Annotated in this window: 17 protein-coding genes (1 of these 17 only partly in view); 6 read left to right on the forward strand and 11 right to left on the reverse strand. The window is 60.6% G+C overall.

Annotated elements, in window-relative coordinates; translation table 11 throughout:
* On the forward strand, nt 1-720 hold the 3' portion of the coding sequence (locus N2601_RS14540; RefSeq protein WP_104824469.1) for a M23 family metallopeptidase. Its footprint begins 1,230 nt before the window's first position; 720 of the gene's 1,950 nt are visible here — the last part of the coding sequence; its start codon lies beyond the left edge, outside the window; its stop codon occupies nt 718-720.
* Nucleotides 721-884: 164 nt separating this feature from the next.
* Here the strand turns inward: N2601_RS14540 and clpB are convergent, their stop codons facing one another.
* Nucleotides 885-3,485, reverse strand: coding sequence for an ATP-dependent chaperone ClpB (gene clpB / locus N2601_RS14545; RefSeq protein WP_260303170.1), 2,601 nt, complete (start codon nt 3,483-3,485; stop codon nt 885-887).
* 284 nt (nt 3,486-3,769) lie between these two features.
* Here clpB and N2601_RS14550 point away from each other — a divergent pair, with 284 nt between their 5' ends.
* On the forward strand, nt 3,770-4,270 hold the full coding sequence (locus N2601_RS14550; protein ID WP_104824471.1) for a GNAT family N-acetyltransferase: 501 nt from the start codon (nt 3,770-3,772) through the stop codon (nt 4,268-4,270).
* Nucleotides 4,271-4,436: 166 nt separating this feature from the next.
* On the opposite strand, the gene N2601_RS14555 is transcribed toward N2601_RS14550, so the two are convergent.
* The 5 genes from N2601_RS14555 to N2601_RS14575 form a co-directional block, all read right to left on the reverse strand.
* Nucleotides 4,437-5,120, reverse strand: a complete 684-nt coding sequence (locus tag N2601_RS14555; RefSeq protein ID WP_104824472.1) for a DUF4167 domain-containing protein — start codon at nt 5,118-5,120, stop codon at nt 4,437-4,439.
* Between the two features lie 346 nt (nt 5,121-5,466).
* A complete protein-coding gene (gene prmC / locus N2601_RS14560; RefSeq protein WP_104824473.1) occupies nt 5,467-6,342 on the reverse strand; it encodes a peptide chain release factor N(5)-glutamine methyltransferase in 876 nt (291 codons plus the stop codon).
* Nucleotides 6,339-7,418: a peptide chain release factor 1 gene (prfA, locus tag N2601_RS14565; RefSeq protein ID WP_104824474.1), complete on the reverse strand. Its 1,080-nt coding sequence runs from the start codon at nt 7,416-7,418 to the stop codon at nt 6,339-6,341. The genes prmC and prfA overlap by 4 nt, the downstream gene beginning before the upstream one ends.
* A gap of 32 nt (nt 7,419-7,450) precedes the next feature.
* Nucleotides 7,451-9,718 carry a phosphoenolpyruvate--protein phosphotransferase gene (gene ptsP, locus N2601_RS14570; protein ID WP_104824475.1) on the reverse strand — a complete coding sequence of 756 codons (2,268 nt, stop codon included), beginning with the start codon at nt 9,716-9,718 and terminating at the stop codon, nt 7,451-7,453.
* Between the two features lie 98 nt (nt 9,719-9,816).
* Nucleotides 9,817-11,091, reverse strand: a complete 1,275-nt coding sequence (locus N2601_RS14575; RefSeq protein ID WP_104824476.1) for an aspartate kinase — start codon at nt 11,089-11,091, stop codon at nt 9,817-9,819.
* A gap of 335 nt (nt 11,092-11,426) precedes the next feature.
* On the opposite strand from N2601_RS14575, the gene N2601_RS14580 reads away from it, so the two are divergent.
* The 4 genes from N2601_RS14580 (at nt 11,427) to ubiG (ending at nt 14,837) form a co-directional block, all read left to right on the forward strand.
* On the forward strand, nt 11,427-12,044 hold the full coding sequence (locus N2601_RS14580) for a TetR/AcrR family transcriptional regulator (protein ID WP_104824477.1): 618 nt from the start codon (nt 11,427-11,429) through the stop codon (nt 12,042-12,044).
* Between the two features lie 82 nt (nt 12,045-12,126).
* A complete protein-coding gene (locus N2601_RS14585; RefSeq protein ID WP_104824478.1) occupies nt 12,127-13,371 on the forward strand; it encodes a YbfB/YjiJ family MFS transporter in 1,245 nt (414 codons plus the stop codon).
* An 87-nt stretch (nt 13,372-13,458) separates the two neighbouring features.
* Nucleotides 13,459-13,956: a cytochrome b gene (locus N2601_RS14590; protein WP_104824479.1), complete on the forward strand. Its 498-nt coding sequence runs from the start codon at nt 13,459-13,461 to the stop codon at nt 13,954-13,956.
* A 134-nt stretch (nt 13,957-14,090) separates the two neighbouring features.
* Nucleotides 14,091-14,837, forward strand: a complete 747-nt coding sequence (ubiG, locus tag N2601_RS14595; RefSeq protein ID WP_104824480.1) for a bifunctional 2-polyprenyl-6-hydroxyphenol methylase/3-demethylubiquinol 3-O-methyltransferase UbiG — start codon at nt 14,091-14,093, stop codon at nt 14,835-14,837.
* Between the two features lie 34 nt (nt 14,838-14,871).
* Here the strand turns inward: ubiG and N2601_RS14600 are convergent, their stop codons facing one another.
* From N2601_RS14600 to N2601_RS14620, 5 genes are read right to left on the reverse strand one after another with little or no spacing between them, the layout of a single operon-like run.
* The gene (locus N2601_RS14600) at nt 14,872-15,456 is read right to left on the reverse strand and encodes a DUF3291 domain-containing protein (RefSeq protein WP_104824481.1); all 585 of its coding nucleotides are present in this window, start codon (nt 15,454-15,456) and stop codon (nt 14,872-14,874) included.
* Entirely contained in the window at nt 15,456-15,884 is a 429-nt protein-coding gene (locus tag N2601_RS14605) for a DUF1178 family protein (protein WP_104824482.1), read from the reverse strand. The genes N2601_RS14600 and N2601_RS14605 overlap by 1 nt, the downstream gene beginning before the upstream one ends.
* The gene (locus tag N2601_RS14610) at nt 15,881-16,738 is read right to left on the reverse strand and encodes a carbon-nitrogen hydrolase family protein (protein WP_104824483.1); all 858 of its coding nucleotides are present in this window, start codon (nt 16,736-16,738) and stop codon (nt 15,881-15,883) included. Before N2601_RS14610 ends, N2601_RS14605 begins: the two co-directional genes overlap by 4 nt.
* 23 nt (nt 16,739-16,761) lie before the next feature.
* Nucleotides 16,762-17,019 (reverse strand): glutaredoxin 3, encoded by a 258-nt coding sequence (gene grxC / locus N2601_RS14615; RefSeq protein WP_104824484.1) that lies wholly within the window; start codon nt 17,017-17,019, stop codon nt 16,762-16,764.
* A gap of 31 nt (nt 17,020-17,050) precedes the next feature.
* Nucleotides 17,051-17,827 carry a ComF family protein gene (locus N2601_RS14620; RefSeq protein ID WP_104824485.1) on the reverse strand — a complete coding sequence of 259 codons (777 nt, stop codon included), beginning with the start codon at nt 17,825-17,827 and terminating at the stop codon, nt 17,051-17,053.
* Between the last annotated feature and the right edge of the window lie 18 nt (nt 17,828-17,845).

The following is a 17,845-nucleotide window of genomic DNA, read 5'->3' on the forward strand; positions in this document are numbered from 1 at the left end:
AGCAACGTTGATTTCCAGGCACAGTTGAAGCCGACGGATTCACTTGAAGCCTTCTTCTCCGTTGCCGACGAAAACGGCCAGGCAAGCGCTGATTCCGAATTGCTCTACGTCAACGCCAAATTCGGCGACACTGTCACCCGCTTCTATCGTTTCGAAGATCCGGCCGATCACTCGATCGATTATTTCGACGAAAACGGCAAGAGCATCCGTCAATTCCTGCTGCGCAATCCCGTCCCGACCGGCATCTTCAAATCCGGCTTCGGCATGCGCCGCCACCCGATCCTCGGGTTTGCGCGCATGCACACCGGCGCCGATTGGGCCGCACCGCGCGGCACGCCGATCATCGCCGCCGGCAACGGGGTCGTTGAAAAGGCCGGCTGGGATTCCGGCGGCTTCGGCAACCAGACATTGATCCGCCACGCCAACGGCTATGTCTCCTCCTACAACCACCAAAGCGCAATAGCCAAGGGCATCGTACCGGGCGCGAAGGTGGTACAGGGCCAGGTCATCGGCTTCATCGGTTCGACCGGTCTCGCAACCGGGCCGCACCTGCATTACGAGCTGATCGTCAACGGCACCAAGGTCGATCCCTTGCGCGTCCGCCTGCCCGGCGGCAAGTCCTTGGACGGCGAGGCGCTCGCCAAATTCGAGGACGAGCGCAAGCGTATCGACACGCTCCTGAGTGACGAGAAATCGAATCAGGTCGCAAGCAAGGATTGATCCTTAACCGCCCTTCGGCCATCGCGATGGCAACCGGGAATTTCAAGTGACGCTGCGTCTCAGCAGAACAATCAGCTCACCAACGGCATCGTCCGCAGCCTTGCCTCAAAAACGAAATGGCGACCCGAAAGCCGCCATCTGAGTTTATATTCTGAAGCAGCCGCTTACGCCGCTTCGCTGACCGCCTGGCGTGCTCGGAAGAGCAATCGGTCGGAGCCACTGGTGACCTTGACCACCGATCCATCCGGCACTTGACCCGAGAGGATTTGTTCGGCGAGCGGGTCCTGGACATATTTCTGGATCACCCGCTTCAGCGGCCGTGCGCCGTAAACCGGATCGTACCCCTTGTTAGCCAGCCAATTGCGGGCATCGTCGTCGAGCTCGAGCGCGATCTTGCGCTCCGACAACAGCTTCAAGAGCCGCTCCAGTTGGATGTTGACGATCGCCCCCATCTCTTCGCGCTTCAGGCGATGGAACAGGATGATCTCGTCGACTCGGTTCAGGAACTCCGGCCGGAAATGCGACCGCACCACATCCATCACCTGCTCACGCACCAGGTCGCTGTCATCCCCTTCCTTCAATTGCGTCAGGTATTCGGCGCCGAGGTTCGAGGTCATGATGATCATGGTATTGCGGAAATCGACCGTGCGGCCCTGGCCGTCCGTCAAGCGCCCGTCGTCCAGAACCTGCAGCAGGACGTTGAAGACATCGGGATGCGCCTTCTCGATCTCGTCGAACAGCACGACCTGATAGGGCCGGCGGCGGACGGATTCGGTCAGCGCGCCGCCCTCCTCATAGCCCACATAGCCGGGAGGAGCGCCGATCAGCCGAGCAACGGAGTGCTTCTCCATGTACTCGGACATATCCATGCGCACCATCGCCGTCTCGTCGTCGAAGAGGAAGCGGGCAAGCGCCTTGGTGAGCTCCGTCTTGCCGACGCCGGTCGGGCCGAGGAAGATGAACGAGCCGATCGGGCGGTTCGGATCCTGCAGACCCGCACGCGAGCGGCGAACGGCGCGCGATACCGCCTGGACAGCATCACCCTGACCGACGACCCACCTGGCGAGTTCGTCTTCCATCCGAAGCAGCTTGTCGCGTTCGCCTTCCAGCATCTTGTCCACGGGAATCCCGGTCCAGCGGGAGACGACATGGGCGATATTGTCGGCGGTGACGACTTCCTGCACCATGGAATCGCGACCTCCGTCCTGCTCTTCGGCAGCCTGGAGATCCTTCTCCAGGTTCGGGATCACGCCATAGGCAAGCTCGCCGGCGCGCTGGAATTCACCCTTCCGCTGGGCGATTGCCAGTTCGTTGCGGGCTTCGTCGAGCTTTTTCTTCAGATCGGCGGCAAGGCCCAGCTTCTGCTTTTCGGCCTGCCAGCGTGCGGTCAGCGCATCGGCCTCCTCTTCAAGCGTAGCCAGGTCGGTCTCCAGCCGCTTCAGCCGGTCGGCCGAGGACTGGTCGGTCTCCTTCTTCAGCGCTTCGCGCTCGATCTTGAGCTGGATGATGCGGCGATCGAGTTCGTCGAGTTCTTCGGGCTTCGAATCCACCTGCATGCGCAGGCGCGCGGCGGCTTCGTCCATCAGGTCGATGGCCTTGTCCGGCAGGAAGCGGTCGGTGATATAGCGGTTCGACAAGGTTGCGGCGGCCACCAGGGCGGCATCGGCGATGCGGACCTTGTGGTGCTGCTCGTATTTTTCCTTGAGGCCACGCAGGATCGAGATCGTGTCCTCGACCGTCGGCTCCTCGACCATGACCGGCTGGAAACGACGAGCGAGCGCCGGATCCTTCTCGACATGCTTGCGGTATTCATCGAGCGTGGTCGCGCCGACGCAATGCAGCTCGCCGCGGGCAAGCGCGGGCTTCAAGAGGTTCGACGCATCCATGGCACCATCGGCCTTGCCGGCACCGACCAAGGTATGCATCTCGTCGATGAAGAGGATGATCTCGCCGTTTTCCGACTGCACCTCGTTGAGCACGGCCTTCAGCCGCTCTTCGAATTCACCACGGAACTTCGCACCGGCAATCAACGCGCCCATGTCGAGCGCCATCAGCTTCTTGTCCTTCAGCGATTCAGGCACATCGCCGTTGACGATGCGCAACGCCAGGCCTTCGACGATCGCCGTCTTGCCGACGCCGGGTTCGCCGATCAGAACCGGATTATTCTTTGTGCGGCGAGAGAGGACCTGGATGGTGCGGCGGATTTCGTCGTCGCGGCCGATCACCGGATCGAGCTTGCCCTCGCGAGCCTCGCCAGTGAGGTCGCGGGCATATTTCTTCAAGGAGTCGAAGCCCTGTTCCGCATTGGCGGAATCAGCGGTGCGGCCCTTGCGAATGTCATTGATGACCTGATTGAGCCCGAGGGGTGTAACGCCGGCCTTCTTCAAAGCGGCTGACGTCGATGCCGAAGGCTCCATCGCCAAGGCCTGCAACAGGCGTTCGACGGTGACGAAACTATCGCCGGCCTTCTTTGCGGCATCTTCGGCCGTGGTGAACACCTTGGCGAGCGGCTGGGAAAGGTAAACCTGGCCATCGCCACCGGACACTTTCGGCAATTTGGCAAGTGCGGCGTCATTGGCAAGACGCGCGGCCTTGGCATCGCCTCCGGCACGTTCGATCAACGACGCAGCCATGCCCTGATCGTCGTCCAGAAGCACCTTCAGCACATGTTCGGGAGTGAATTGCTGGTGACCCTGCGCCAGCGCACTGGTCTGCGCGGATTGCAAAAAGCCACGCACCCGCTCGGAGTATTTTTCAATATTCATATCGGACCTCCATGAATCGCCCTGCCCTTAATGGCACAGACCGATGACTGAGATTGAGCCCCCTGAAAAGGCAGACCCCGCCCGCCGCTTATTGGGATTTGCGGCGAAGCAACTGGGAAGAATATGGGAGGAGCTTTGAAAAGTTTAAAGAGCAGCAGAAATGAAAAACCCGCAGTCATCCCCGCTGCTAACCCTGCCAACTTGCCTTTTGGAAAAGCCTGAGTGAGTTTCTCATGCCGAGCATTTTTCAGAAGAGGTACGTCTAACACCTGGGGGACAAGTTGATGGAAATCCGCACGATAAATTCCTTGGCCGATTTCGAAGAAGCACACGCGCTTATCGATGCCATGAGCAAATGGGACGCGGAACAGTCTCGTAAGTTCGGGGTGCCAGATTCCGAGCTGATCGAATATATCTATGGGCACACACCCGAAACCCTGATGAAAAAGTTCAACGACCGCGATGCGGGTTTCTTTCTGGCGCGCATGGGCGAAAGCATTGCAGGGTGTGCCGGCTACTCGAAATCAGATGACGGCATTGCAGAACTGCAGAAAATGTATGTTCGCCCGGAGGCACGCGGCAAAGGCGTTGCAAGGAGCCTGATGACGGCCTGCTTGGCCGCGATCCGCAATGATGGATACACGACTGTGCGTCTGGAGACGGTGACGTTTATGAGCGAGGCCATAGCCCTGTACGATGCCTTTGGCTTTAAAAGAAGCGGCCACTTCCGCTCGGTTCCACCGAGCCTGCAGCCCATTACCATCTTCATGGAAAGACAAATCTAACGGATAGCGTCCTCACAGAGGATGCGAGGCAAGGCCGACCGGTAGCGCAAAACAAAAAACAGTCGCAAAGTCGAGGTTCTGCGACCGACTTTGCGACTGTTGGTATTCCACATTTTGATTAGGGGCTGGGACTGATGTCGCAGCCACCTGTTCACTCAAGCGGTTCTTATTCCGAGGCAGCGTCTGCCAAAGCCGGCGCATCGCTCGGAGCGGCTTCGCCCTTGCCTTCGCCATCGGCGCTGCGGCGCGGCTGGCGGCGGGGGCGGTTGCCGGCGTTGCGGCGGCGCGGCTGGCGCTCGGTCGCAGCGGCAGGCGTCTCTTCTTCGATCGCCACCTCGGCCGGGATACCCTCGATCACCGGCTGCGGGCCGGTACCATCGATGACTTCCGGCTCGGGAGCCGGAGCCGCGGCAACGGCGGGGGCAGGCTGCTGACGCGCCTGAGGCTGAGCCATCTGCGGCTGGTCGTCCATCTCGTTCGCATCGATGTCATCGATGTCGCGATCGGCGTTGTCACGATCGTTGTAGTTATGATGCTCATCGCGCTGATAGCGCTCCTGCATCTGCGCCTGGGCGCTGGCAATGATCCGATTATAGTGTTCAGCGTGCTGGAGATAGTTTTCCGCCATGACGCGGTCGCCGGAGCTTTGCGCATCGCGGGCGAGAGCTGAATACTTCTCGGCAATATGCTGCGCGGTTCCGCGAATTTTCACATCTGGACCGGAGCTGTCGTAAGTCCTGGTCAGCGGGTTCGAGCCCTTGCGGTTGAAATTATTGTTATTGTTATTTCCGCCGCCGCCGCCGTTGTTGCCACGCCCCCGACCGCGCTTGTTCTGCTGTCCTGGCCTCATAGATCCTTCACCTGAATTCTCTTCGTTGGGATGAAATTATGCACGGCACCTGCCGCCGTGGCCGGAACCTTCCAAGCCAGGGCCTGCGTGCCGCAAGCAAACCGCGCCTTAAGCGCCCGTCTGCCGCTCGACTACGTCAGATTAACTGATCACGCATTGGGTTATCTTCAACCTTTGACACTCTTATCAGAGAGTGGATCCCCGAGGCTGTCCAAGAGAGGCGAATCGTCTCGCCTATTCCCAGCCGCCCAACGCGTGAGCGCAACCTATATTGCTTCCTCAGGAAATCCAAGCCTTTTCTTTGCGATAACAACAAGGTCCCTTGGACCTGCAGCAAATTGTCGCGTCAATCTTGATGTTTAAACACGAGAACTCGGTCGTTATGACCGTAGTCCCGAACTGCGTCGATTAGGAAAAATCCTGCTCCTTCAAAAACCGAAGTCACCGTTTTGCGCTGATCATGACCGATTTCAACTCCGACAATACCATCTCGGTGTAGAAACCGCGCCGCATCCTTTGCGATTGCTCTGTATGCATCGAGCCCATCTAGGCCACCGTCGAGAGCTGCCGGAGGATCGAAATTCTTTACTTCTGGAGCGAGGGTGGAAATGATCCTGGACTCAATATAGGGCGGATTTGAGACAATCACGTGAAATCGACCGTGGATGGCTTCAAACCAACTTCCCTGCACAGTTTCAAACCGTGTTGCCAAGCCATTACGCGCTGCATTCGCCCGCGCCGTTTCCAAAGCTTCGCCAGAAATATCGGAACCTATGCCTGTCGCCTGCGGACATTCGTGGAGCAAAGCGAGGCAGATGGCCCCGGTTCCCGTTCCGATGTCGAGTATATGGATATTCCCGAGCTCTAATGCAAGACGTCGCGCATACGGAAGGACGGTATCGACCAAGATTTCCGTATCGGGCCGCGGCTCGAGCGTTGCCGGCGAGAGCTTCAACGGCAGGCCGTAGAATTCCCGTTCGCCCAGGATACGATGCACCGGCTCGTGATTGAGCCGCCGCACCACCGCCGCCCGCGCCGTTTCCACGCGATCCGGTGCCACCCTCTCGGAACCGCGGGTGACGAGCTCGGTCGACGAAAGATCGAGAAGGCCGCCGACGAGGATGCGCGCCTCGGTGGCGGGATCATCGAGATCGGCCTCGATAAACCGGGCACGCACCTCCTGGAAAAGCTCAGCGATGGTCGGCCCCTGCCCGCTCGTCATGCCTGTTCGCCGAGCTGGGCGAGCTGGCTCGCCTGATAATCCGCCAGAAGCGCGTCGACCACCTCGTCGATCTCGCCCTCCATCATGCGATCGAGCTTATAGAGTGTCAGGTTGATGCGGTGGTCAGTGACGCGGCCCTGCGGGAAATTATAGGTGCGGATGCGCTCGGAGCGGTCACCGGAACCGACCTGGCTCTTGCGGTCGGCGGACCTTTCACTGTCGGCGCGCTGGCGCTCCATGTCGAAGAGGCGCGACCGCAGCACCTGCATCGCCTTGGCGCGGTTTTGATGCTGCGATTTTTCCGAACTTGTCACCACGATCCCGGAGGGAAGATGGGTGATGCGTACCGCCGAGTCCGTTGTGTTGACGTGCTGGCCGCCGGCACCGGAGGAGCGCATGGTATCGATGCGGATATCCTCGGGACGGATTTCAATATCGATTTCCTCGGCCTCAGGCAGCACGGCCACGGTTGCCGCCGATGTATGGATGCGACCGCCCGCCTCGGTTTCCGGAACACGCTGCACGCGATGCACACCGGATTCGAATTTCAGCCGCGAGAATACGCCCTTGCCGCTAATCGTGGCGATGATTTCCTTGTAGCCGCCTGCCTCGCCTTCGCTGGCCGAGAGGATTTCGACCTTCCAGCCATTGTTCGCCGCGAAGCGCTCGTACATCCGGAAAAGATCGCCGGCGAAAAGGGCTGCTTCGGAACCGCCAGTGCCGGCGCGAATTTCCAGGATCGCGCTCTTCTCATCGGCGGCATCCTTCGGCAGCAGCAGGATCTGGATGTCTTTCTCCAGCGTCTCGATCCGCTCCTTGACCTCCGGCAGTTCCATCTCGGCAAGATCCCGCATCTCGCGGTCGACCGACTTGTCGGCAAGCATGGTTTCGAGATCCGAAGCCTCGGCGATCGCCTTCTCGTAGTCGCGGATCTTGGTGACGACCGGCTGCAATTCGGAATATTCGGAAGCAAGCTTCACATAGACGTCCGCTGACGGCCCCGCCGACATACGCGCTTCGATCTCGCCGAAACGGCGCTCCAATTCGCGCATTTTTTCAATGGGAAGATTCGCCACCCCACGCTCCGATTCTTCTTATTCGTTCTGTTCTACAATGGAATATTGTGGCTCTCGGCGAAGCGGGCAAGAATATCGCGCATAGAGGTTGTCGGACGCGTGTCGTTCAGCGCCTCTTCCATCACCTCGGTCAATGCCTGGAGGTCGAGACCCAGCAGCATCGCCTTGACCGGACCGATGGATGCCGGCGACATCGACACCGAGCGGAAACCGACGCCCAGCAGCGCCATGGCCGAAATTGTCTTGCCGGCAAGTTCGCCGCAAAGCGTCACCGGCGTCTTGTTGCGCTCGCCGGCACGCACGATGTCCCGCAAGATGCGCAGGAATGGGCGTCCAAGCGGATCGAAACGGTCCGCGACGCGCGCATTGCCGCGATCGACCGCCATCGAGAACTGGAAGAGATCGTTGGAGCCGACCGAGACGAAGTCGACCGCCGCCATCAGCTCGTCCAACTGCCACAACAGCGCCGGCACTTCCAGCATCGCACCGAACTGCAGCTTCCGCGGCAGGCTATGGCCGAAGCGCGACAGATGCTGCACTTCCTTCTGCACGAGCTCGCGCACCGCTTCGATCTCGGAAACTTCCGTGACCATTGGCACCATCATCTTCAACTCGCTATCAGCGGCCGCCTTCAGCATAGCGCGCAACTGCGTGCGCAGCAGGCCGGGCCGATCGAGCGACAGGCGAATGGCGCGCCAGCCGAGCGCCGGATTCTCTTCCTCATGGGCGCGGAAATAGGGCACGACCTTGTCGCCGCCGATATCGAGCGTCCTGAAGGTAACGACGTGGCCACCCGCCTGCTTCATGACATTGCGGTAGAAAGCTTCCTGCTCCTCCGCTTTCGGCATGGTCGACGCGATCATGAACTGCAATTCGGTACGGAAGAGGCCGATGCCTTCCGCGCCGGATTCGGCAAGCTGCGGCAGGTCGACCAGCAGACCGGCATTCATCAGAAGCGAAATGCGCTGCCCGTCCTTGGTGACCGGTTCGACGGAACGGAGCGCCCGGAACTGTTCCTGCCGGCGGGCGCGGAAGCGCACCTTTTCCTCGTAGGAGCGCTGATGATCGGCCATCGGCCGCAGGTGCACATGGCCGCCATCGCCGTCGATGATGACGGGATCGCCGTTTTCGGCAAGCGCCACCACCCCCGCCGCTTGGCCGACGACCGGGATGCCCATGGCGCGGGCGACGATGACGACATGGCTGGTGACGGCGCCCTCTTCCAGCACCAGACCGCGAATATTGGCGCGGGGATAGTCAAGCAGCTCGGCGGCACCCATGGCGCGCGCAAAGATGATCGCATCGTTCGGGAAACCCTCGGCGGCGGTGCGGCCGGAATAGCCGATCAACTGCCTGAGCAGCCGGTTCGCCAGATCCTCGAAGTCATGCATGCGCTCGCGCAGATAAGGATCGGTCAGGCGCATCATCCGCGCCTTGGTATCGCTCTGCACCTTCTCGACCGCGGCTTCCGCGGTCAGGCCGTTGCGGACGGCCTCTTCCAGCTTGCGCACCCAGCCCTGGTCGTGGGCAAACATGCGGTAGGTTTCCAGCACCTCGCGATGCTCGCCTTCCATCGAAACGTCACGGCGCGACAGCATGTCGTCAATCGAGATGCGCAGGGAGCCAAGCGCATCCGCGAGACGGCGGATTTCTTTCTCGGTATCCTCGTTCAGGAGATTGGTAACGACGATGCGTGGCTCGTGCAGCACGACATAGCCGAGGCCGATGCCTTCATTATAGCTGTCGCCGTCGATGGTGACGGAGCGGGTGAGATCGAGTTCGAGGCCCGGCTTGGTGATCTTCTTCAGCTCGCCGGTGGCGATCATTTCCGCCAGTACCATCGCCGTCGTTTCGAGCGCTTCGAGCTCTTCCTCGCGATAGTTGCGGCTCGCCTTGTTCTGGACGACGAGAACGCCGAGCGAGCGGCCCGTGCGCAGGATCGGCACGCCGAGGAAGGAGTGGTAGACCTCTTCACCGGTTTCCGGCAGGTAGCGGAAGGCGGGATGCGACTGCGCGTCGGAAAGATTGAGCGGTTGAGCGGAAGCGGCGATCGTGCCGACGAGACCTTGGCCCATCTTCAGTTGCGACAGATGGACGGCTTCTTTTTTCAGACCTTCGGTGGCGTAAAGCTCGAGCACACCATCGGCGCGCAACACGTAGACCGAGCAGACTTCCGCGACCATGTTGCTGGCGATCTGGCGGACGATCCGGTCAAGACGCTCTTGCGGCTCCAGCGGCTCCGCCATGAGTTCGCGCAGCCGCTTGAGCAGAACGCGTGGACCGCCGGATAGGTCTCTCATTGCGTCTCTAGCTCCTGAATCAAGATATTGCCAGACTTGCCCACGTCAGGGCCGGCCGAAACTCGCCTCCGTTGCGGTCCGTCGTCAGCAGTCCTGAATCAACTCTTATCCAGACCGTAGCAGGAATGCAAAGTCCTGACTGCCAGTTCTGCATAAGGACCGTCGATTAGGATGGAAATCTTGATTTCCGACGTCGTAATGGCCTTGATGTTGATGCCTTTTTCGGCAAGTGCCCGGAAAGCGGTCGCAGCAACGCCAGCGTGCGAACGCATGCCAATGCCGATGACCGAGACTTTGACGAGACCTGATTCGTTTTGGATAACGTCGTAGCCGATCTTGTCCTTGTTTTCGCCGAGAACGCGCAGCGCCTTTTCGACATCGCCCGAAGGAACCGTGAAGGTCATATCGGTCTTGGAACCGTCCTCGGAGATGTTCTGGACGATCATGTCGACGTTGATGTGGCTTTCGGCCAACGGCCCGAAGATCGCAGCGGAGACGCCCGGCCGGTCGGCAAGACGGCGCAGCGAGATCTGGGCTTCATCCTTGGCATAGGCAATGCCGGTGACTACTTCCTGTTCCACGATTTCTTCCTCGTCACAAATCAGCGTTCCGGGCGGGTTGAGCAGATCGCCCATGCCCGGAGCATCGGGATCTTCAAAAGAGGAGCGCACGAAGGTGCGAACCTTAAAGACCATGGCCAGTTCGACAGAGCGCACCTGCAGCACCTTGGCGCCGAGCGAGGCCATTTCCAGCATTTCTTCGAAGGCGATCTTCTTCAGACGCCGCGCCTTCGGCTCGATGCGCGGGTCGGTCGTGTAGACGCCATCGACATCGGTATAGATATCGCAGCGATCAGCCTTCACGGCCGCGGCGATCGCCACCGCCGATGTATCGGAACCGCCGCGACCGAGCGTCGAAACCCGATTGTCGGGCCCCAGACCCTGGAAGCCGGCGACGACGGCCACCTGGCCCTCTTGCATGCGGCGGACCATTTCGCCGCCATCGATTTCGAGAATGCGCGCCGCGCCATGGGCGTTGTCGGTGCGGATCGGGATCTGCCAGCCCTGCCAGGAGCGGGCATTGATGCCCATCGCCTGCAGCGCGATCGCTAGCAGTCCGGAGGTCACCTGCTCGCCGGAAGCGACGACAGCATCATATTCGCGAGCATCATAGATCGAGTGGTCGGCACCGGCGACCTTGGGCGTATTCTGCACCCAGCCGACCAGTTCGTTGGTCTTGCCGGACATGGCGGAAACGACGACTGCGACCTCGTGGCCCGCATCGACCTCGCGTTTTACATGGCGGGCGACATTCTTGATACGGTCCAGATCCGCGACGGATGTCCCGCCGAATTTCATCACGATACGTGCCATGTGCCTCTACCAGTACCAGCGCCGGGCGGTCGAAATGGTGTAGGCCCGGCATGCAAAATCGCCCTTCCGGTCCATTAGCCGGAAAAGCCTGATCTCAATGGGGGCGTCTCTTAACGAGTTTGGCGGGCGGGTGCAATAGTGCCGACCAGTCGGCTTTCAAGCCTTCGCACTTAATAGTTCACCTTCAGGCTCGACCAGAGCCTGTTGAGGAGCGCACCCTCCTCGGTAATGCAGGATGACTGATCCACTTGTCATTTTAGAGCGTATGCTCTATATCTCGTTATGGAGCAAACGCTCCAGAATTATTCGACTGCGAGCAGATTGCGAGAACTCCCATGGCAAGACCCCGGCAATTTGATGAGGATAACGTTCTGGAAGCAGCCGGCGAAATATTCTGGTCGAAGGGTTACGAGGCAACCTCGACTCGCGATCTGACCGACCGCATGGGGTTGACGCATGCGAGCCTCTACAATGCTTTTGGTGACAAGCGCGGCCTCTATCTGAGGGCACTGAAGCACTATCTCGACCGGAACCTGCATGCCCGCATCGCACGGATGGAGGCAGCCTATTCGCCGGGCTTTAGCATTGTCGGCTACTTCCAGGAAGTGGTCGAGCGTTCCCTTGCCGATACCGAACATCGCGGCTGCATGCTGGTCAACACGACCCTGGAGGCGCGTTCCGACGATCCGGAAATGCGGCGTGTCGTTGCCGACGAGACGGCCGAGATCGAAGCCTTTTTTCTTCGTTCAATCATCGCCGCCCAGAAAAACGGTGAAATTCCCGCAAACCTGCCACCGGAGGACGTCGCCAAACTGCTGCTCTCCGTACAGTTCGGTTTGCGCGCCCTTGTCCGCGTCCGTCCCGAGCGCGAACTGCTGGACGGCATCCTGCGGCCGGCAATGGCCATGCTGACCTTGCCCTGGCCGCTGCCTGGAAGCAATCCGGATGGATAAGCCTCCTCCATAACCCCTCTCTTTAGGAAACATCGAAACCGGAGGCGGCAAAGCCCGCTCCGAACAGGGAAGCTTTTGCGCCATGTCCGCCCCCTTACGTCATTTGAGCCAGTCTCTTTCCACTACCGAGCCAGCGTCCCTTACCGCAGGCGCCTGGTATGCCACCATCGCCGGCCTCTGCGGCAGCCTCGTCGCCATCGGTCTCGCCCGCTTCGCCTATACGCCGCTCATCCCGCCGCTCATTAGCGCGCACTGGTTTTCGGCTGGCGATACGGTGACGCTCGGCGCTGCCAATTTTGCCGGATACCTCGCCGGTGCGTTGCTCGGGCGGCCATTAGCTGCCGGCCTTGGTAATCGTCTGGCGCTACGGCTGCTGATGGTCGCCGCGACCGCCGCCTTTTTCGCCTGCGCCTTCCCAGTTTCCGTCACCTGGTTCTTTGCCTGGCGTTTCCTCTCCGGTCTTGCCGGCGGCGCCATCATGGTGTTGGTCGCGACCAGCATCCTGCCGCACATCCCGGTCGCCCGCCGCGGCTTTGTCAGCGGCATGATTTTCCTCGGCCTCGGTCTCGGCATCGCCGCCTCGGGTACCCTGGTGCCCGCATTGCTGCGTCTCGGTCTTCGCGAAACCTGGATCGGTCTTGGGGTCCTGTCGCTCATCCTGACCGTCGTCAGTTGGTTCGGCTGGCCGGCGACCAATCCGCCGCTACCGGCTGCACACGCGGCAACCCACCATCATCCCGCCGCAAAGACTAAATGGTCGCTGCGCATCCTCTATGGCCAATATGCCGCCAATGCCCTCGGCCTCGTGCCCGTCATGGTGCTGCTGGTCGATTATATCGCCCGCGGTCTCGGCCGCGGCGCCGATATCGGCGCGGCCTGCTGGGTGCTCTATGGCGTTGCCGCCATTACCGGTCCGGTATTGACCGGCTATGCTGCCGACCGCATCGGCTTCGCCTCCGCCTATCGCGGCGCTCTGCTGCTTCAGGCGGTCGGCGATGCCATTTTGGCGGCATCCGGCAATCCCTGGCTGGTCGGCTTTGCCACGGTGCTGCTCGGCGTCTTTACGCCAGGCATCGTACCCTTGGTGCTCGGTCGCATCCACGAAATCCTGCCGCACAGCCATGTCGCCCAACGCGCAGCCTGGAGCCGAGCAACGACGGCTTTCGCTCTTTGCCAGGCGCTCGGCGGCTATGGCTATTCCTATCTCTTCATCCATACCGGCGAAGATTACAGCATCATCTTCCTTTGTGGTGCGGTAGCACTTGTCCTTGCTTTGCTGGCTGACGTCTTGAACGGCGTGAAGCGTCGCAAAAACCGGGCACAATGAAAAATTGAACCTGGCAATGCCTGCTTCAGGCCCATGTCAGACAGGAAAAGGATAGTCCGCGCACGTTAACTTCAGAGAGCAACCCTCATGACTTCAAATCGTGCCCTTGGCTATTCCACTATTCAAATCTCATTGCATTGGATCATTGCCGCATTGGTTCTGTTTCAGCTCCTGTTTGGAGAGAGCATGACCACGGTGGTCGACGCGCAGGCAACGGGTGCCAAAGTTTCGTCGGCGGACGTGTCGATGGGTACGGCGCATTATTGGGTGGGAATCACAGTTCTATTGCTCGTTCTTCTGCGCCTTGTCTTGCGCGTCGCATTCGGAACGCCCAAGCCTGCCGGCGCCTCCACACTGTTGGTAAAGCTTGCCGCTGCGGCGCATTGGCTATTCTACGCGCTTCTGCTGCTCGTTCCCCTGACCGGCCTGCTGGCCTATTATTTCTCCGATCCCTTTGGCGATATTCATGGCCTGGGCAAGCCCGCATTCATCATCCTCATCGGCCTGCATGCCGCCGGCGCCCTCTACCATCAGTTTCTGCTGAAAGATGGAACGCTGCGCCGCATGCTCGTTCCGGCGCGCTGACGATAGCAGCCCATAGCCGCTGAGACAGTCCGACCCTTGACATCGGCTTCCGATCGTCCGACTTCACATCTACCAGGGTGTCACCTGCATAATTGTGCAGGCAGGTGACGCAGCGTAGACCAAGGAGCGAGACCATGACCGAAGCGGCGAAAAGCACGATCGACCAGAGCGAAGTGGATCGCTTTTCCGCAATGGCGGCGGAATGGTGGAGCCCGACTGGCAAGTTCAAGCCGCTGCACAAGTTCAATCCGGTGCGGCTCGTCTATATCCGCGACCATGCCTGCGAGAATTTCGGCCGCGACCCGAAGAGCGCTCGGCCGCTGGAGGGCCTGCGCGTGCTCGATATCGGCTGCGGCGGCGGATTGCTGTCGGAGCCCGTGGCACGCATGGGCGCCTCGGTCGTCGGCGCCGACCCTTCCGAAAAGAACATCGGCATCGCCTCAACACATGCGAAAGCCTCCGGCGTTCCCGTCGACTATCGCGCCGTCACCGCCGAACAACTGGCCGAAGCCGGAGAGACCTTCGATATCGTGCTGAACATGGAAGTGGTCGAGCATGTTGCCGATGTCGAGTTTTTCCTTTCGACCTGCGCCAAGATGGTGCGCCCCGGCGGCCTGATGTTCGTCGCCACCATCAACCGGACCATGAAGGCGGCGGCGCTCGCCATCTTCGCCGCCGAAAACCTCCTGCGCTGGCTGCCGCGCGGCACGCATCAATATGAGAAGCTTGTCCGCCCCGAAGAGATCGAAAAACCGCTCGCCGCAAACGGACTCGACATCATCGCCCGCACCGGCGTCTTCTATTCGCCGCTGCAGGACCGATGGAACCTGTCGAAGGACATGGATGTGAACTATATGCTGCTAGCGAAGCGGGCGGGGTGAAATCGTCTTCTCGCCGGAAGCTGGGAGTTTTGCGTTAGGCTTTCAGCGCCAGGACATACGCCAGCAAATCACCCTGGCGCTCAGCATTTTTCGCCGCGATCTCCTTTACCCTGCCGCGGTCGATCGCCGCCGGCCGACCGTCAGCAACAAAGGGCTGCTTGAACGAAAAGGCGGCCGCACTCGGCCCTTCGTCGTGAAGCCGCTCCAGCCGCTCGACGCCATCCTTCCATTCCGGAACGACATCGGCATCCACCCACCATAGAACCAGCGGCGGCCAATCTTGTTTCACGTTCCAGTACCGCGCATGCTTCAGCGCATCGGCGTGGACGCCGTTATAGCTGAAAGCCATCAGGGATTCGATATCGGTCCAAAGAGACAGGGAAGACGGGGCTGTCGCAAAGCCACTGCCTTCGATGAAGCGTGGGAAAACCTGCCTGCCCCAGCATGCCGGTCCCGGGTCGCCATCGTAACCGGAGCGGCCGATAAAGCCATGGGCGCGGGCGGCAGCCTCAAAGTTTGCCGCTTCCCGCAGGCGAAATCCTTCGACCGCGGGGCTGTTATAGGGCGCGACATGCAGCCCGAAATTATACATTGCGAGATGTTTGCCGTGCTGCGGCATCAGTTGATATCGTCCGGCAATACCGGGATAGCGGCGATCTCGATGCCCTCTTCGACCAGCGACTGCGCCTCGTCCGGCGTCGCCTTGCCGATGATGCCCCTCGCATCCGCCTCGCCGTAGTGGATCTTGCGGGCCTCTTCCGGGAACTTCGTGCCGACGTCCTCGGCATTCGCCTTGATGGCGTCGACGGCCTCCTTGAGTTTGTTCAAGGCTTCCTTGCGCGCAGTGTCCATGGCAAGCGTCTGCAGCTCCTCCTTCTTGCGCGCGGTGGAAACCGACGGCGCCATCAGAAGTTTGGAGATCGCACCTGAATTGCAGACGGGGCAGGTCAGGAAACCGCTTGCAACCTGCCGGTCGAAGTCGGCGCTTTCCGAAAACCAGCCCTCGAACTCATGGGCACTGTCACATCTCAGCGAATAACGGATCAAGCAGCGACGCCTCCAGCCGCCGGCGTCGCGATCTTCTCCAGCGAGAATTCGCGCGCATTCTTAAGATTGGGGATTTTGTCGTGGGCGGATTTGACAGCGGCGACGTCGATCTCGGCGATGACAACTGCCTCGCCCGTGCCTCCAGCCGATGCCAGTATCTTGCCCCAGGGGTCGATGATCATCGAGTGACCAAAGGTCTCGCGGCCATCCTCATGCAATCCCGCCTGGGCGGCGGCAATGACGAACATGCCGTTTTCGATAGCGCGCGCCCTAAGCAGGATTTCCCAATGCGCCTCGCCTGTCTGTCTGGTGAAGGCGGCCGGCACCGTCATCACTTCGGCGCCTGCAACGGCCTGGGCGCGGAAGAGCTGCGGGAAGCGCACGTCGTAGCAGATGGAGAAACCGAGCTCGGCAAAGGGCAGCGACACGATGCGCGCCTCGGAGCCGGGACGATAGACCGCGCTTTCGCGCCAGCTCTCGCCATTGTCGAGATCGACGTCGAACATGTGGATCTTGTCGTAACGGCTGAGCAGCTTGCCATCGGGGCCGAAGAGAAAGCCGCGATTGGCGATCTTGCCATCATCGAGCGCGATCGCGGTCGAGCCGACATGCACGTAGATGCCAAGCTCCTGGGCCAGCTCCGCGGCCGTCTTGACGATAATATCATTGGCTTCGTCACGCAGCACCGCCCGCAGGCCCGGCCGATCCTTCTGCACCGCCCCGGTCATTTCCGGCGTCTGCACATAGACGGCGCCTTTTGCCGCTGCCTCGCGGACCAGCCGCGCCATGTCGGCGGCGTTCCTCACCGGATCGACACCGGAGCACATCTGAATGGCGGCGGCTTTGAAGGTCATCATTTTCTCCCGTTTGACTTGGTTCAGGCAGCGAGCAGCGGATCGAGCTTGCCGGCCCGGTCGAGCGCATGAATATCGTCGCATCCGCCGACATGCTCGCCATTGATGAAGATCTGCGGAAAGGTCGACCGACCCTTGGCCTTCGAAATCATCTCCTGGCGCAGCTCGGGCGAATAGGTGGCATTGTGCTCGACATAATCGACGCCCTTGGAGTCGAGCAGCGATTTTGCCCGGGCGCAATAGCCGCAGAATTCACGCGTATAGATGACAACGGATGCCATGCTTCACTCCAGAAAAAAGACAGGTTTACTGTCATATAAGATCACCGACAGCCCTTGCAAAGGTCAAAACCGTAACGTCAGCCGCACCGGCTTTTTTCAGCACTTTCGTCGCCGCCGCAACCGTTGCGCCGGTCGTATAGACGTCATCGATCAGCACGATGCGACGACCGAAGACATCGCCGGCACGGCCGTCGGGGATGGCGAAAGCGCCACGCACATTGTCCTGGCGCGCCCTCGCCCCGAGGCCGACTTGCTGGGTCGTCCGCTTGATGCGCAACAGCGTCGCGGCAAGGAGCGGCTTGCCGGAAAGCCGCGCCAAGTGGCGGGCAAGTTCCGCCGCCTGATTATATTTGCGCGAGAAGAGCCGTGCCCGATGCAGCGGCACCGCAATGATGGCATCACAGGCGGCGACCGTGCCGTCGCTGGCGCGCAGCATCCAACCGGCCATCATCGGCGCCAGATCGGTGCGGTCGCGATATTTCAATCCGAGCACAAGATCGCGAACCACCCCGTCGTGAATGGCGGCCGAGCGCAACCGATCGAACACCGGCGGATCTGCGATCGCCTCGGCGCTCAGGATTCCCGTACCGAGATCATGGGAAAACGGACTGCCCAGCACTTCGCAATAGGGCCGCTCGATGAAGCGGATGCCGGACCAGCAGGCGGGGCAAAGGCTACGATGTGCGCCCGTCGAAACGCCACAGCCGGCGCAAGCCGGCGGATAGACGAGATCGGCCAGCGCCGACCACGGCTTCATCAAGCCGGCCCGCAACATCGATACCGTGATTTCGCGTCCCATCATCCCCATATGGTTGACACTAGCTTT

It is taken from the genome of Rhizobium sp. CB3060, assembly GCF_025200735.1.
Taxonomy (GTDB): domain Bacteria; phylum Pseudomonadota; class Alphaproteobacteria; order Rhizobiales; family Rhizobiaceae; genus Rhizobium.

Excerpts from the sequence above, each read along its gene's own strand:
- clpB (WP_260303170.1), bottom strand. The coding sequence starts at position 3,485 with ATGAATATTGAAAAATACTCCGAGCGGGTGCGTGGCTTTTTGCAATCC.
- N2601_RS14550 (WP_104824471.1), top strand. The coding sequence starts at position 3,770 with ATGGAAATCCGCACGATAAATTCCTTGGCCGATTTCGAAGAAGCACAC.
- N2601_RS14555 (WP_104824472.1), bottom strand. The coding sequence starts at position 5,120 with ATGAGGCCAGGACAGCAGAACAAGCGCGGTCGGGGGCGTGGCAACAAC.
- prmC (WP_104824473.1), bottom strand. The coding sequence starts at position 6,342 with ATGACGAGCGGGCAGGGGCCGACCATCGCTGAGCTTTTCCAGGAGGTG.
- ptsP (WP_104824475.1), bottom strand. The coding sequence starts at position 9,718 with ATGAGAGACCTATCCGGCGGTCCACGCGTTCTGCTCAAGCGGCTGCGC.
- N2601_RS14575 (WP_104824476.1), bottom strand. The coding sequence starts at position 11,091 with ATGGCACGTATCGTGATGAAATTCGGCGGGACATCCGTCGCGGATCTG.
- N2601_RS14580 (WP_104824477.1), top strand. The coding sequence starts at position 11,427 with ATGGCAAGACCCCGGCAATTTGATGAGGATAACGTTCTGGAAGCAGCC.
- N2601_RS14585 (WP_104824478.1), top strand. The coding sequence starts at position 12,127 with ATGTCCGCCCCCTTACGTCATTTGAGCCAGTCTCTTTCCACTACCGAG.
- N2601_RS14590 (WP_104824479.1), top strand. The coding sequence starts at position 13,459 with ATGACTTCAAATCGTGCCCTTGGCTATTCCACTATTCAAATCTCATTG.
- ubiG (WP_104824480.1), top strand. The coding sequence starts at position 14,091 with ATGACCGAAGCGGCGAAAAGCACGATCGACCAGAGCGAAGTGGATCGC.
- N2601_RS14600 (WP_104824481.1), bottom strand. The coding sequence starts at position 15,456 with ATGCCGCAGCACGGCAAACATCTCGCAATGTATAATTTCGGGCTGCAT.
- N2601_RS14610 (WP_104824483.1), bottom strand. The coding sequence starts at position 16,738 with ATGACCTTCAAAGCCGCCGCCATTCAGATGTGCTCCGGTGTCGATCCG.
- grxC (WP_104824484.1), bottom strand. The coding sequence starts at position 17,019 with ATGGCATCCGTTGTCATCTATACGCGTGAATTCTGCGGCTATTGCGCC.
- N2601_RS14620 (WP_104824485.1), bottom strand. The coding sequence starts at position 17,827 with ATGGGGATGATGGGACGCGAAATCACGGTATCGATGTTGCGGGCCGGC.